Annotated in this window: 14 protein-coding genes; 3 read left to right on the forward strand and 11 right to left on the reverse strand. The window is 66.3% G+C overall.

Going from position 1 to position 13,581, the window contains the following annotated elements; translation table 11 throughout:
* Positions 1 to 57 precede the first annotated feature (57 nt).
* From purQ to QU663_RS09335, 11 genes are all read right to left on the reverse strand, one after another.
* The gene (gene purQ / locus QU663_RS09285) at positions 58 to 765 is read right to left on the reverse strand and encodes a phosphoribosylformylglycinamidine synthase subunit PurQ (RefSeq protein ID WP_021611410.1); all 708 of its coding nucleotides are present in this window, start codon (positions 763 to 765) and stop codon (positions 58 to 60) included.
* Positions 762 to 1,043: a phosphoribosylformylglycinamidine synthase subunit PurS gene (gene purS / locus QU663_RS09290; protein ID WP_009059502.1), complete on the reverse strand. Its 282-nt coding sequence runs from the start codon at positions 1,041 to 1,043 to the stop codon at positions 762 to 764. The genes purQ and purS overlap by 4 nt, the downstream gene beginning before the upstream one ends.
* 63 nt (positions 1,044 to 1,106) lie before the next feature.
* Positions 1,107 to 2,108 carry a phosphoribosylaminoimidazolesuccinocarboxamide synthase gene (locus QU663_RS09295; protein ID WP_021611412.1) on the reverse strand — a complete coding sequence of 334 codons (1,002 nt, stop codon included), beginning with the start codon at positions 2,106 to 2,108 and terminating at the stop codon, positions 1,107 to 1,109.
* Between the two features lie 22 nt (positions 2,109 to 2,130).
* Complete coding sequence (purD, locus tag QU663_RS09300; RefSeq protein ID WP_034480836.1) at positions 2,131 to 3,465, reverse strand: phosphoribosylamine--glycine ligase; 1,335 nt, start codon at positions 3,463 to 3,465, stop codon at positions 2,131 to 2,133.
* Between the two features lie 92 nt (positions 3,466 to 3,557).
* Positions 3,558 to 4,580, reverse strand: coding sequence for a hypothetical protein (locus tag QU663_RS09305; RefSeq protein ID WP_021611414.1), 1,023 nt, complete (start codon positions 4,578 to 4,580; stop codon positions 3,558 to 3,560).
* Positions 4,570 to 5,604 carry a vWA domain-containing protein gene (locus tag QU663_RS09310; protein WP_021611415.1) on the reverse strand — a complete coding sequence of 345 codons (1,035 nt, stop codon included), beginning with the start codon at positions 5,602 to 5,604 and terminating at the stop codon, positions 4,570 to 4,572. The genes QU663_RS09305 and QU663_RS09310 overlap by 11 nt, the downstream gene beginning before the upstream one ends.
* A 1-nt stretch (position 5,605) precedes the next feature.
* Complete coding sequence (locus tag QU663_RS09315) at positions 5,606 to 6,625, reverse strand: hypothetical protein (RefSeq protein ID WP_021611416.1); 1,020 nt, start codon at positions 6,623 to 6,625, stop codon at positions 5,606 to 5,608.
* Positions 6,622 to 7,110 (reverse strand): hypothetical protein, encoded by a 489-nt coding sequence (locus QU663_RS09320; RefSeq protein ID WP_021611417.1) that lies wholly within the window; start codon positions 7,108 to 7,110, stop codon positions 6,622 to 6,624. The genes QU663_RS09315 and QU663_RS09320 overlap by 4 nt, the downstream gene beginning before the upstream one ends.
* Positions 7,100 to 7,993: a DUF58 domain-containing protein gene (locus QU663_RS09325; RefSeq protein WP_009059504.1), complete on the reverse strand. Its 894-nt coding sequence runs from the start codon at positions 7,991 to 7,993 to the stop codon at positions 7,100 to 7,102. The genes QU663_RS09320 and QU663_RS09325 overlap by 11 nt, the downstream gene beginning before the upstream one ends.
* Positions 7,994 to 8,035: 42 nt before the next feature.
* Complete coding sequence (locus QU663_RS09330) at positions 8,036 to 9,025, reverse strand: MoxR family ATPase (RefSeq protein ID WP_009059513.1); 990 nt, start codon at positions 9,023 to 9,025, stop codon at positions 8,036 to 8,038.
* Positions 9,026 to 9,191: 166 nt separating this feature from the next.
* Complete coding sequence (locus QU663_RS09335) at positions 9,192 to 11,030, reverse strand: phosphoenolpyruvate carboxykinase (GTP) (RefSeq protein ID WP_021611418.1); 1,839 nt, start codon at positions 11,028 to 11,030, stop codon at positions 9,192 to 9,194.
* A 371-nt stretch (positions 11,031 to 11,401) separates the two neighbouring features.
* Between QU663_RS09335 and QU663_RS09340 the strand changes: the two genes are divergently transcribed.
* Genes QU663_RS09340 through QU663_RS09350 form a run of 3 tightly spaced genes read left to right on the forward strand, consistent with a single transcriptional unit; the run spans position 11,402 to position 13,530 of the window.
* Positions 11,402 to 12,034, forward strand: coding sequence for a DUF47 domain-containing protein (locus QU663_RS09340; protein ID WP_021611420.1), 633 nt, complete (start codon positions 11,402 to 11,404; stop codon positions 12,032 to 12,034).
* A 3-nt stretch (positions 12,035 to 12,037) separates the two neighbouring features.
* A complete protein-coding gene (locus tag QU663_RS09345; RefSeq protein ID WP_021611421.1) occupies positions 12,038 to 13,102 on the forward strand; it encodes an inorganic phosphate transporter in 1,065 nt (354 codons plus the stop codon).
* Positions 13,102 to 13,530, forward strand: coding sequence for a septum formation family protein (locus tag QU663_RS09350; protein ID WP_021611422.1), 429 nt, complete (start codon positions 13,102 to 13,104; stop codon positions 13,528 to 13,530). Before QU663_RS09345 ends, QU663_RS09350 begins: the two co-directional genes overlap by 1 nt.
* Positions 13,531 to 13,581 lie beyond the last annotated feature (51 nt).

Raw genomic sequence — 13,581 nt, forward strand, 5'->3', positions numbered from 1 at the left:
TCGAAAGATCATGGACGAGGCCGGGGCGCCCTCACGGGAGAGGGCGCGGTGGCGTCGTCAGCCGACGAGGGATGCGAGGACGGAGTGGAAGATGCCCAGGCCGTCGATGCCGCCGTGGTGGCTGGCGCCGTCGGGTCCGAGGGAGAGCGGGCCGAAGCCGACCTCGGTCGCGTGCTCGGGGTGGGGCATGAGGCCGACGACGTTGCCCGCTGCGTTGGTGACGCCCGCGATGTCGTTGGCGCTTCCGTTGGGGTTAACGTCGACGTAGCGGAACACGACACGGCCCTCGCCCTCAAGGCGTTCGAGCTCGGCGGGGGAGGCCTGGAAGTTGCCTTCGCCGTTCTTGAGGGGGACGGTGATGGTGTCGCCGGCGCTGTAGGCGCGCGTCCACGCGGTGTCCGCGTTTTCGATGCGCAGCACCTGGTCGCGGCACAGGAACTTCTGGTGGTCGTTGCGGATGAGGGCGCCGGGCAGCAGGTGCGACTCGCACAGGACCTGGAAGCCGTTGCAGATGCCCAGGACGGGCAGGCCTCGTCCGGCCTTGCGCACGATCTCACCCATGACGGGGGCGGTCGCGGCGATCGCGCCGCAGCGCAGGTAGTCGCCGTAGGAGAAGCCTCCGGGGATGACGACCGCGTCGACGCCGTGCAGGTCGGCGTCCTTATGCCACAGGGACACGGCCTCAGCACCGGCGGTCTCAACCGCGCGGGCGGCGTCACGGTCGTCAAGGGTGCCGGGGAAGGTGACGACTCCGACGCGGGTCACTGCGCGCCTCCCGCGTAACGGGCGTCGGCCTCGTCGATGGCCTCGACGCGCACGACGTCCTCGATGATCGGGTTGGACAGGACCTCTTCGGCGGCCTTGCGGGCCTGCTCCAGGAGCTCGTCGGTGACGGGGCCGTCCACGGTCAGGTGGAAGCACTTCCCCTGACGCACGGCCGTAAAGCTCGTGATTCCGAGCCTGGGCAGCGCCGAGCCGACGGCCTTACCCTGGGGATCCAGGATCTCAGGCTTCGGCATCACTTCCACGATGATTCGCCCCACGGCGTTCCTCCTTGTGTTGTTGGTGAGGATCCCGCCGTGCACCTTGCCCGGCGGGCACGTTGGTTACAGGACCGGGTCGACCCCGGTAAGTCGGCGATACGCCTCGACGTAGCGGGCAGCGGTCGCGGCGGCGACGGCGTCGGGCAGCGCGGGCGGATTCTGCCCGGAGGCGCGGTCCCACCCCGACTCCTCCGAGGTCAGCCAGTCGCGCACGTACTGCTTGTCGAAGCTCGGCGTCACCTGGCCTTCAACCCAGCGGTCCGCGGGCCAGAAGCGCGAGGAATCGGGGGTAAGGATCTCGTCCGCGAGCACGATCGCGCCCGTGGACACGTCGATACCGAACTCGAACTTCGTGTCCGCGATGATGATGCCCCTCTCGGCGGCGATATCGCGGGCGGCCCGGTACAGGGCGATCGACAGGTCACGGATCGCGCTCGCGTACTCCTCGCCGATCCGCTCGACGGTCTGCTCGAAGGTAATGTTCTCGTCGTGCTCGCCCAGCTCAGCCTTCGCCGCGGGCGTGAAGATCGGCTCTTCCAGGCGCGAGGCCTCGGTCAGCCCCTCGGGCAGTATGATGCCGCACACGGACCCCGACTGGCGGTACTCCGCCAGGCCGGAGCCCGTCAGGTAGCCGCGCACGACGCACTCGATGGGGATCATGTACAGGCTGCGGCACACGACCGCGCGCGCGTCAACCTCGGCGGGCACCGCGAAGCGAGTGGCCGGCGCACCCTCGAGGGCGCGCGAGGCCTCCGCCGGGACCTTGCTGCCCACGGCCAGCAGGTGGTTTTCGACGAGGTGACGCAGCTTGCCCATCCACCAGATGGCCAGCTGGTTGAGCACCGCACCCTTGCCGCGGATCTCGGTCGGCAGCACGTAGTCGTAGGCGCTGATGCGATCCGACGTCACCATGAGAAGCGCCTCCGGGCCCACCTTCGCGTGACGCGGGCGGCCCTGGGCGGCGGGCGTGTCCGGAGCGGAGCCCACCACGGCCTCGTCGGGAGCGTAGATGTCGCGAACCTTCCCCGAGCTCAGGGGGGTCCAACCGTGCAGGGAGGCGGGCATAATGCTCCTCAGTATCGTGTCGTTAGTCGAGTGTGACGGCCAGGTCGGCGGGCCACGTTGCGATGTCGCTACGGTGGTGCTCGCCCTCGAAGTGGATGAGGTCCACGCCCCGGTAGGCGAGCGCCCGGGCCTCGTCGAGGGTGGCCGCGCGGGCGACGACGTCGAGAACGCGTCCGCCCGAGTTCACGAGCGCGTAGGTCGGCTCGAAGCCGCAGCATCCGGCCGCAACGTCGGCCGGGTCGTCGGTGATCTCCTCGGAGGTGCCGGCGTGGATGACATGGACGCCCTCCAAGGCCTCGGCCGCCTCGATGCCGGTGATGGGGTGCCCGGTGTCCGTGGCGCCCGGGTAGCCGCCCGAGGCCATGACGACCGTGACGGCGGCATCCTCGCTCCACACGGGGGCGGGGACCTTCGCGAGAGTGCCGGTGGCGGCCGCGTACAGGATGGGCGCCAGCGGGGAGTCGAGGCGTTCGAGAACCACCTGGGTCTCCGGGTCGCCGAAACGCACGTTGAATTCGACGACGCGGATGCCCTTCGAGGTCATCGCGAGGCCGCAGTACAGGAGGCCGCGGAAGGGAGTGCCACGCCGGGCCATCTCGGTGACGACGGGCTGGGCGACCTCCTCGACGATGCGCTGCGTGGCTTCCTCGGGCAGCCACGGGAGGGGGCTGTAGGCGCCCATGCCGCCCGTGTTCGGGCCTTCGTTGCCATCGCCCACGCGCTTGAAGTCCTGGGCGGGCTGGAGCGGGACGACGGTCGCGCCGTCGGCGAAGCAGAAGAGGGAGACCTCGGGGCCGTCGAGGTAGTCCTCGATGACGACCGCTCCCCCGTCGCGCGCCAGGCAGGCGCGCGCGTGGTCCGAGGCCTGGGCGCGGTCGGTGGTCACGACGACACCCTTGCCGGCGGCCAGGGCGTCGTCCTTCACGACGTAGGGGGCACCAAGGTCGTCGAAGGCGGCCTCCACCTGATCCATGGTCGTGCAGGTGAAGGAGCGGGCGGTGGCCACGCCGGCGTCCGCCATCACCTGCTTGGCGAAAGACTTGGAGGCCTCCAGGCGGGCCGCATCTTTCGTCGGTCCGAAGACCGGAATCCCGTAGTCGAGGACCGCGTCGGCGACGCCCGCGACGAGCGGGGCCTCGGGACCGACGACCACGAGGTCGACCTTCTCGGATGTCGCGCGTCGCACGACATCCTTCGGGTCCAGCGGATCCATCGTGAGCGAGCGGCCCAGCTGTTCCAGCGCGGGGTTACCGGCCTGGACGACAAGCGACACGGGATGCTCGGGGGTGGACGTTCGTACAAGCGCACGGGCGATCGCGTGTTCGCGACCTCCGTTACCAACGAGAAGAACCTTCACGTTTCAAGCCTATCGGTGTTTGGTGGCCTTCCGGGCCACCGCGGGGTTTTATGGGTGCACGTCACAGCGAAGTTGAGACGCGCGATCACGACTCACCAGGCACCGTTAGGGTTGCCGCTGCGCTTGTCGTCGGTCTGGTCGCGGCGTTCCTTCGCGCGGCCGCTGTTCTGGTCCTCCAGCTTCTGACGCTGTTGCTTTTCGTCGCTGTTCTCGCCCTCGTAGGGGTCGGACGTCGGGCTGTTGGAGGGGGTCGGGCTCGAACTCGGGTTGGGCTTGGGATCCTGGTTATTCTGGGGATCCTGCTTGTTCTGGTTCGGGTCTTCGCCCTGCTGTTCCTTTTCGGTGTCTTCCTTCTTCTTCTGGACGCGGCTCTTGTTCTCATCCGCGGGGTTCTCCGAGGAGCCGCCCGACTGCTGATCGTCGCCGGATTGGCCCTGGCCTCCGGATTGGCTCTGGTTGCCGGATTGGCCCTGGCCTCCGGACTGGCCGGACTGGCCGGACTGGCCGCCGCCTCCGCCGGCGGTCTGGCACGGCGAGATCAGGTCGACGGCCTCCTGGTAGGCGGCGATGGCGTCATCGAGAGATTTGGCCGAGCGCAGGGCGTCCGCCTGGATTTCGATGCCGATGCCGAGGTTGACGCGCACCCGGCACTCGTAGGAGAAGGGTTCCAGTCGCCCGGGCTGCACCTCGGTGGCCTTGGGCACCAGGTCGTAGGCGGTGCGCAGCTCGGCCACGCCCTCGTCGATGGCATCCTGGCGCACCAGCGTGGTGCCGAGGTTGTAGTGGGACACCCAGCGTTCGATGCCGATGGAGGTCCACGTCATCTGCCCCTCGTACCCTGCCTGCGCTGCCGGGTACTCTCCCTTCGTCCAGTGGCCCAGCGACGAGCGCGACCACAGGGTCATGCCGATCAGGTACGCCGAGATCACAAGGGCGATCACGAGGATCGGGATGGAGTACCACAGGGGGCGCAGGGCTCGCGGGGAACGCTGAATCTTCTGCTTGCCCGACGAGGCCTGGGTGAGCTTGGCGCGCACCGCGGGGTCGACGGAGTCAGCCTGGGGGGCGCCGAAGGGCAGGAGGTCATCGTCGCGGGCGGAGTTCTCAGATTGCATGGGAATTCCTCAGCTGTTGGGCGCGCAGCGCCAGGGTTGCACCCTCCCACGCGAGGAGGCCGCCCAGGATGAGGGCGAAGGGCCAGATGATGTAGCGGTAGGTGGACTGCATATTGCGCGACTCGGAGATCGTCGAGGCGTTTTCCAGGAGCGAGCGCGCGTGGGACTCGATGGCCGACTTGTCGGGCGAGTGCACGTAGTCCACGCCGATGCGCGACGCGACGGAGCGCAGGGCGGCCTCGTCGATCTTGGAGATCGCGATGGGGTCGCCGGGCTGGGACTTGTCGTGAATGTACTCGTCCCCGCCGCCACTCTGCGCGCCCGAGTCTCCCAGGCGCAGGACCTTCATCTTGCCGCCCTCCTCGGTGCCGTAGCCGATGACCAGGCCGCCGTCGACGTACTGCTTGACCTCGTCCCAGTCACTCTCGGAGCCGGTGGGAGCGGTCGACCAGTGATCCTGGTTCGAGGTCTCACCGTCGGAGAAGACGAAGACGGCGCGAATATTCTGGGGGTGACGCTCCTTGTTCTTCTTCAGGAGCTTGGCGAGTTCCGCCGCGGGGCGGTTGGGTGAGGAACCCTGCGAGGAGGAGGACAGCTCGCGATCGAAGCTGCCCATGTAGGCGTCGACCGCGGAGGAGTCGGTCGTCAGCGGCATGTCGATGTGCACCTTCGAATCCCACGACAGGATCGAGAAGCGCGAGCCGGTGAGGGATCCCATGAGGAGCGCGACGTCGTTGCGCACGCCGTCGATGCGGGGCTTGGCGCCGTCCCAGTCCTCCGCTGCCATCGAGCCGGTGCGGTCAATGACGAAGTAGACCTCGAGGGTGGAGGTGACCTCGACGGCCTCGCCGGGGATGGAGGGGCCAGCACCCATGACCAGCACCGTGACAACGATGAGCGAACGCCGGATGACGTCCTTCACGTTCTTGCGCACCGCTCGGTGCCACGTGAGGAACACGAAGACGCCCGCGACGACCGTGATGAGGATCAGCAGGAACAGGTTAATGACGGGGTGAAATACCATGTCAGAGCCTCCCGAAGGCGAGCAGACCAAGCAGTGACACGACGCCCACGAGGGTCCATCCCAGGGCCGCCGTCGGACGGTCGGTTTCGAGCATCTTGCCGTTTGAGTCCAGGTCTTCCTTCTGCTCGGCCTCGATCTGCTGGACCACGCTATCGACGGACGCCGGGGAGGAGGCGTCATAGAAGTCGCCGCCCGTGGACTGGACCTGATCGCGCAGGTCGATGGCCTCGGAGGAGAGCATATCCATCGACCCGGGGTACAGGGCGGTCACGGTCACGTTCTGACGCTTGGCGAAGGCGATCGCCTCACTGAGGTTGTAGATGCCCTCGCCCCACACCTCGTTGTCGGTCGCCAGCAGGATCGTACGCGAGCGGGTCTTGTCCTTGTGGTCGAAGCCCATGACGCACGAGGCCAAGCCGTCACCCACGAGGGAGGCACGCTCCTCGTCGTCGTCAGGCAGCGTCGGCTGGAGGTATTCGATGAGCTCCCGCGTCGCCGTGTAGCGCCCGCCGTAGGAGGAGAAGCCCCGATCAATGACGTCCGACATCTCCGTGAGCGTGTCGTCGGCCATCTCGTAGTCGTCGGTGAGCGGGAACATCGTGGTCGAGTAAACGTTCCACAGCTGCAGGGAGATTCGCTCGCCCTCGAAGTGGGAGATGATCTGCTTGAAAGCGTCGCCGATCTTCGAGTCGTAGGGCAGCATCGAGGCCGAGGCGTCCAGGCAGAGCACGATGTCACGGCTCGCGGACTTGTCGTGCTTGACGTAGCGGTCCACGGGAGCCGCCGCGGACACCGACGCCGCGATAACCGCGATGATGAAGCACACGAGGGCCATCGCCAGGGAAGAACGGGTCCTGCGCACCAGCGCCTGGTACTTGGGCAGGCCACGCAGGTAACCGGAGTTCGCCACCCAGCCCTTCTTGCCCGAACGCTGCCCGGCGCGACGAGCGAACCACCAACCGACGCCTGTCGCGGCGGCGACCGCCACCAGGACGAGGGGAATAAGCCACCAAAACCTCATACGTTTACCGCCTCCACGGCCTTGCTCAACACGTTCGTCACAGCCTCGTGCGAGGGCTGGCCGACGGGGATGTTCTCACCCGTGAAGCTGGGGACCTCGCATGCCTCCAGGACGTCTGCCAGTCCCGGCCACACGGGCACGAGCTCGCGGACCTCACGCACGGTCGCGACCTCAAGGTCACGACCGGTACGCTCCGTGCCGAGTGCGCGCATGAGGCCGGCGATCGCCAGGTGCACGCCGCGGGCGTCCAGGTCCGCGTCGGCGTAACGATCCGCGATCTGATCGATGTAGCGCAGGTACTTCTTGCGGCGCGCATCCGTGATCGTCTGGAGCTCCATGACCTCGCCGATGCGCGAGGTCCACCACCGCCACAGGCAGTAGACGATCCACCCGATGACGGCCGCCAGCAGGGTGACCCCCAGGACCCACATCCAGTTCGGATAGATCACCGGATCCTGCAAGTATTCCTTCGTGTCACCGGACATGTGATCCCCTTTCAAGAGCGCGCATGAGCGCGCGAGGGACTTCCTCGCTGGACGACACGTCCACGTGGATGACTCCCCTCCTGTCGAGCATCTGGGTCACGGCGGCGCAGCGCGCGGCCATGACGTTGGCGGCCTCGCCCGCCAGCTGCGAGTCTCGCAGCAGGAAGTCGGGCAGCGGCCCCTCGTTGACGTCGACGACGTCCGTGCCCTTCTCGAGGCTGGTGGGGTCGACGTCGGCGACACACACCTGGATGACCTGGTGGCGCACGGTGAGGGACTTGATAAGGTCATCGGACTCGCGCGAGGGGGTGGGCTGCGTGGAATCGGTGACGATCACGATGAGGCTGCGCCGCCGGGTGACGGTCCTGGCCCGCGCCAGCAGCTTGGGGACGTCCGAGTGGGGCGACCCCAGGGTGATGTCCTCCTCGATGCGGCGCAGCACCGTTTCCGCGTGCGCGTTACCCGAGCGGGCGGGCATGAAACGCACGCGCTCGGAGTCACCCGCGACGAGGCCGATCTGATCTCCTCGGGCGACGGACAGCCAGGCGATCGCCTCGCACGCCGCCAGGGCGATCTCTTCCTTCGTCTCACCCGAGGGGGCGAGGGCGCCCATCTCGCGGCCCGTGTCCACGACGAGCATGACCTGCAGGTTCGCCGTGGCCTCGTGGCGCTTGATGACCGGCGAACCGGTGCGCGCCGTGGCCGCCCAGTCGATTTCACGCACGTCGTCGCCCGGCTGATAGGGAGCCAAGTCCATGAACTCCCATCCGCGACCCTGCCTCAGCGCAGAGTGCTGGCCGTCCATGACGGACAGCAGCTTGCGCATGACGGGCAGCTGGATGCGCGTGGAGAGCGCGTGGATTTCGCGCGAGCGTACAGGCATGACGTTCCTCTAGACAGTCGACGGGCGTGGAAGCGGTATTCGTTACGGAACGGGGACCGCGTTGAAGACGGCGTCGATGAGGCCCTCAATGGACACGTTGTCGGCCAGTGCGTCAAAGGTACGGATGATGCGGTGGCGCAGGATGCCGTAGCGCATCTCCTTGATATCGTCGGGCATGACGTGGTTGCGTCCCGCCATGAGGGCGAGCGACTGGGCGATCTGCATGAGCGCGATGCCACCACGCGGGGAGGCGCCCACGCGCACGTGCTTGCTCCAGCCGGGCAGCGGGTTGGGGCCCGCGCCTCGGGTCGTGTTGATGATGTCCACGATGTAGGCCTTGAGGGTCTCGTGGATGAAGACGCGGCGGCGCGCCTCCTGCAGGGTGCGCACGTCGTCGAGGGTGATCGGGACGGCCGGGGACGGGATCGTCATCTGGCCGGAGTCGATGCGGGACAGAACCTCGAGCTCCTCGACGGGCGTGGGGTAGGTGATGACCTCCTTGAGGAGGAAGCGGTCCATCTGGGCCTCAGGCAGAATGTAGGTGCCTTCTTCCTCGATGGGGTTCTGCGTGGCCATGACCATGAAGGGGCTCGGCAGCTTGTGATTGACACCACCAATGGTGGTCTGGCGTTCCTGCATGGCCTCCAGCATCGCGGACTGGGTCTTCGCGGAGGAACGGTTGATCTCATCCAGGAGGACCATGTTGGCGTGAACCGGGCCCAGCTGGGTGACCATCTCGCCGCGCTCCTGGTTCCAGATCTGAGAGCCAACGATGTCGTTGGGCATCAGGTCGGGGGTGCACTGGATGCGATGGAAGGTGCCGGACACGGCGGAGGCGAGGGTCTGCGCGGCCGTCGTCTTGGCCAGGCCGGGAACAGATTCGACCAGCACGTGGCCGCCCGCGAGCAGCGAGGCGGTCAGCGCGCGGCGCAGGCCTTCCTGGCCGACGACGGTGTGCTGGTAGATGTCGGTCATGCGATCGAGCAGGCCCTTGGCGTGGGCCAGCTCATCATTCGTCAAGTAGTTGGGCACGGGCTCTCCTTGCGTGCGCGGTCGTATGCCCTCCCAGTGTAGCCCGCCGAGACTCACATGACGCAACCCGGTCAGTTTTCGCACACCTCGTGGCGAAGCCTACACGTCGTCAAAAAGGGGCGAGCCCCGGAGTTTCCTCCGGGGCTCGCCCTCAGGTCCGCGTCAATCAGGCCTGCTTCGCGGCGGCAATGCGCGCGCGGAACTTGGCCAGCTGCTCGGTGATGGCGGCGGGGAGCTTGTCGCCGAACTGCGAGAAGTACTCCTCGGTGTCGTCCATCTCGGCGGCCCAGGCGTCGGGATCGATCGCGAAGAGCTTCGCCCACACGGCCTCGTCAATGTCCAGGCCGTCGAGGTTGAAGTCCTCGAACTTCGGGTAGCGGCCGGTCACGCCGTCGATGGCCTCAACCTCGCCGGCGGCGCGGCGAACGATCCAGTCCAGGACGCGGGAGTTGTCGCCGTAGCCGGGCCACATGAAGTTACCGTCTTCATCCTTACGGAACCAGTTGACCTGGTAGACCTTCGGGAAGCCCTCGCCGAGCTTGTCCTGCATCTCCAGCCAGTGGCCCCAGTAGTCGGCCATGTTGTAGCCGCAGAAGGGCAGCATGGCGAAGGGGTCATGACGCAGCGAGCCGGCCTTGACGTCGGTCGCGGCAGCGGTGACCTCGGAGGCCACGGAGGCGCCGATGAACACGCCGTGAGCGGGCTCGTACTGCTCGGCGACCAGCGGGACGTTGGTGGCGCGGCGGCCACCGAAGAGGACGGCGTCAACCGCGACGCCCTCGGGGGCTTCCCAGTCGGGGCAGATGATCGGGCACTGCGAGGCGGGAACGGTGAAGCGGCTGTTCGGGTGAGCAGCCTTCTCGCCGGACTCGGGGGTCCAGTCGTTGCCGTGCCAGTCGATCAGGTGCGCCGGAACGTCACCGTCGATGCCTTCCCACCACACGTCACCGTCGTCGGTCAGGGCGACGTTCGTGAAGATGGAGTTGGCCTTGCCGGTCTCCATGGCCATGGGGTTGGTCTTGTAGGAGGTGCCGGGGGCGACGCCGAAGAAGCCGGCCTCGGGGTTGATGGCGCGCAGGCGGCCATCCGGGCCCGGGCGCATCCACGCGATGTCGTCGCCGACGGTCTCGACCTTGTAGCCGGGGATCGTGGGCTGGAGCATGGCGAGGTTGGTCTTGCCACAGGCGCTCGGGAAGGCGGCGGTGACGTGGAACTGCTGGCCGGTGGACTCGCGGGTCAGGCGCAGGACGAGCATGTGCTCGGCCATCCAGCCGTCGCGGCGGGCCATCGTCGAGGCGATACGCAGGGCGAAGCACTTCTTGCCGAGCAGGGCGTTGCCGCCGTAACCCGAACCGAAGGACCAGATCTCGTTGGTCTCAGGGAAGTGAGTGATGTACTTCTCATCATTGCAGGGCCAGCTCGAGTCTTCCTGACCGGGCTCAAGAGGAACGCCGACGGAGTGAACGGCGGGAACCCACACGCGGCCCTCATTGATGAGGTCCATGGCAGCAGCACCCATGCGGGTCATGATGCGCATGTTGACAACGACGTAGGGAGAGTCGGTGATCTCAACACCGAGCTGGGAGATGGGGCCACCAAGGGGACCCATGGAGAAGGGAACCACGTACATGGTGCGACCCTTCATGGCACCCGTGAACTTCTCGTGCAGGGTGGCCTTCATTTCCTTGGGGTCGGCCCAGTGGTTGGTCGGGCCCGCATCCTCTTCCTTCTCACAGCAGATGAAGGTACGGGACTCAACACGCGCAACGTCGGACGGCTTGGAGCGAGCAAGGAAGGAGTTGGGGCGCTTCTCCTCGTTGAGCTTGGTGAACATGCCACTCTCGACCATCTGAGAGGTCAGGCGATCCCACTCTTCCTGGGAGCCGTCGCAGAACTCGATGGCGTCAGGGGTGGTCAGCGCAGCGATTTCAGCAACCCACTTGATGACATCTTCGGGAGCGTTGGCCGGAGCCGCCGCACGAACGTCCTGTTCGGTCACGGACATTTTGCCTCCTGAGGCATTTTGAATTGTCGAGGCCGCGTCTGCGTCCCCGATTGACAGAATCAATCATGCCGGAACCGATGCCCACGCTTGCGGGCGCTTGGTCCCGGTCACACCACAATCGTAGTCGAACCAGTCACAGGCCGCCCGACCGACAGGGACTTTCTGCCCACCCACAAGGCGTTTCGTGTCCGCGCGAGCACGCCCAGGCCTCGTCCATAGGACCGAAGATCAAACCCCGGCCGACCCCGTGAGATAGAACACGATCATTGGTGTAACAAAAGCGCATCTGAACTTGAAGTCTGCCCACCCCATGACGGACGATTACAGATAGCACAACAGTGCCGTTCACCATTGGAAGGACCGAATACACCATGGGATTCCGAAACAAGACCCAAGGCCCTGACTTTTTTGAAGACTTCACCTCCCAGGCCCGCCAGCTCGTGCAGGCCGTCGAGTTCCTGACGCACATCTACGCCGCCTCCCCCGAAGAGCGCATCGCCCTGCGCGACCAGCTCCACGAGGTCGAGCACCGCGGCGACGAACTCAACCACGACATCGTCCAGCGCATCAACTCCTCGTTCATCACCCCCTTCGACCGCGAGGACCTGCAGTCGCTGGCCTCCCACCTGGACGACTGCCTCGACTTCATCGACGAGGCCGGCGACCTCCTCGTCGTCTACGGCATCGCCGACATCCCCTCCTCCCTGGTCTCCCTGCTGAACACGCAGATCGAGGTCATCAAGAACTGCGCGGACCTGACCGCGGAGAACATGCCCAAGCTCAAGTCGCCCATCGACATGCGCGACTACTGGATCGAAATCAACCGCCTCGAGAACGAGGGCGACCTGGCCTACCGCCGCACCCTGACGGCCCTGTTCGACTCGGGCCTCGACCCGGTCACGATCATCAAGCTGAAGGACATCGTCCAGGGCCTCGAATCCTGCGCAGACGCCTTCGAGGAGCTGGCCAACGTCATCGAGTCCCTCGCACTGAAGGAATCCTGAGCCGTGGATCTGAATCTGATCCTCGTCTGCGTCGTCATCGTCGTCGCGCTGTTCTTCAGTTACACGAACGGCTTCCACGACGCGGCGAACGCGATTGCGACCTCCGTGTCGACGCGCGCGTGGACTCCCCGCGCGGCGCTCCTCATGGCGGCGACGATGAACGTCATCGGCGCCATGATGGGCACGGCCGTCGCCAAGACGGTCGGTAAGGGCATCATCTCGATCAGCGACTACGCCGAGTCTCCACTGCCGGAGATGCAGCAAAAGGGCCTGGTCATCATCCTGGCCGCCCTGCTGGGCGCCTGCATCTGGAACCTGATCACCTGGTGGTTCGGACTCCCGTCGTCCTCCTCGCACGCCCTCATCGGTGGCATGGCGGGCGCCGGCCTCATGAGCGGCACGGTCGTTCACTGGTGGGGCATCATGAGCCACGTTGTGATCCCGATGTTCGCCTCCCCCATCATCGGTTTCATCGTCGGCTACATCGTCATGAAGTTCGTTCTATGGCTGCTGCGCAAGGCCCAGTATCACCGCACGATGCGTCGTTTCCGTGCCGCCCAGCGCATCTCCTCGGCTGCGATGGCCCTGGGCCACGGCATCCAGGACGCGCAGAAGACGATGGGCATCATCGTCATGGCGCTCATGGCGGGCGGTTACGGCCAGCACCACAACATCCTCGATCCGATCACGGGCGAGATGAACGTGCCCCTGTGGGTGAAGATTTCGAGCGCTCTGGCAATTTCGCTGGGTACCATGGCCGGTGGTGGGCGCATCATGCGCACCATTGGCCGCAAGATCATCGACCTGGATCCGGCTCGCGGCTTCACCGCCGAGGCCGTGTCCGCCTCGATCCTGTACCTGTGCTCCTACGTCATCCACGCCCCCATCTCGACGACACAGGTCGTGTCGACGGCGATCATGGGCGTGGGTTGCACGAAGCGTTTCTCCGCGGTTCGCTGGGGCGTCGCGGGCAGCATCGTCACCGCGTGGTTCCTCACGCTGCCGGCCGCGGCCGTCGTGTCTGGCATCGTGTACCTCCTCGTGGCGCTGCCTCTGGGGGTCCACTAGTGGCTTCCCGTCGTCTCGTCGGCCTGGTCGCGGCCCTCGCGCTTCTCATTCCGCTCGCCGCGTGCTCGGATTCGTCCGTCATGCACATGCGGGTCGGCCAGTGCATCCTCATGCCCGAGGACAAGACCGCGACCACGGTTGAGACGACCGGCTGCACCCGAGAGCATGACGCCGAGGTCTTCTACGTGACCTCCGCCGACGACGGGGATTTCCCCGGCGAGGAGGAGCTCAACAAGCAGGCCGGCGCCCAGTGCCTCGAGCATTTCAAGGAGTACATCGGATCGAGCTACCTGACGTCCACTCTCGACATGACGTGGATGATTCCGACGAAGGATTCGTGGGCGCACAACGATCGGGCGATTGTGTGCCTAGCGCGTCCCATGGATCGCTCCACACTCACCTCGTCGGTGAAGGATTCGGGCCTGTAGGCCTTCCCTCGTCGGCGCCGTCGGGTGGCACGCGGCCTTTGGGCCGGGTGC

The sequence above is a fragment of the Schaalia sp. HMT-172 genome (genome assembly GCF_030644365.1).
Lineage (GTDB): Bacteria > Actinomycetota > Actinomycetes > Actinomycetales > Actinomycetaceae > Pauljensenia.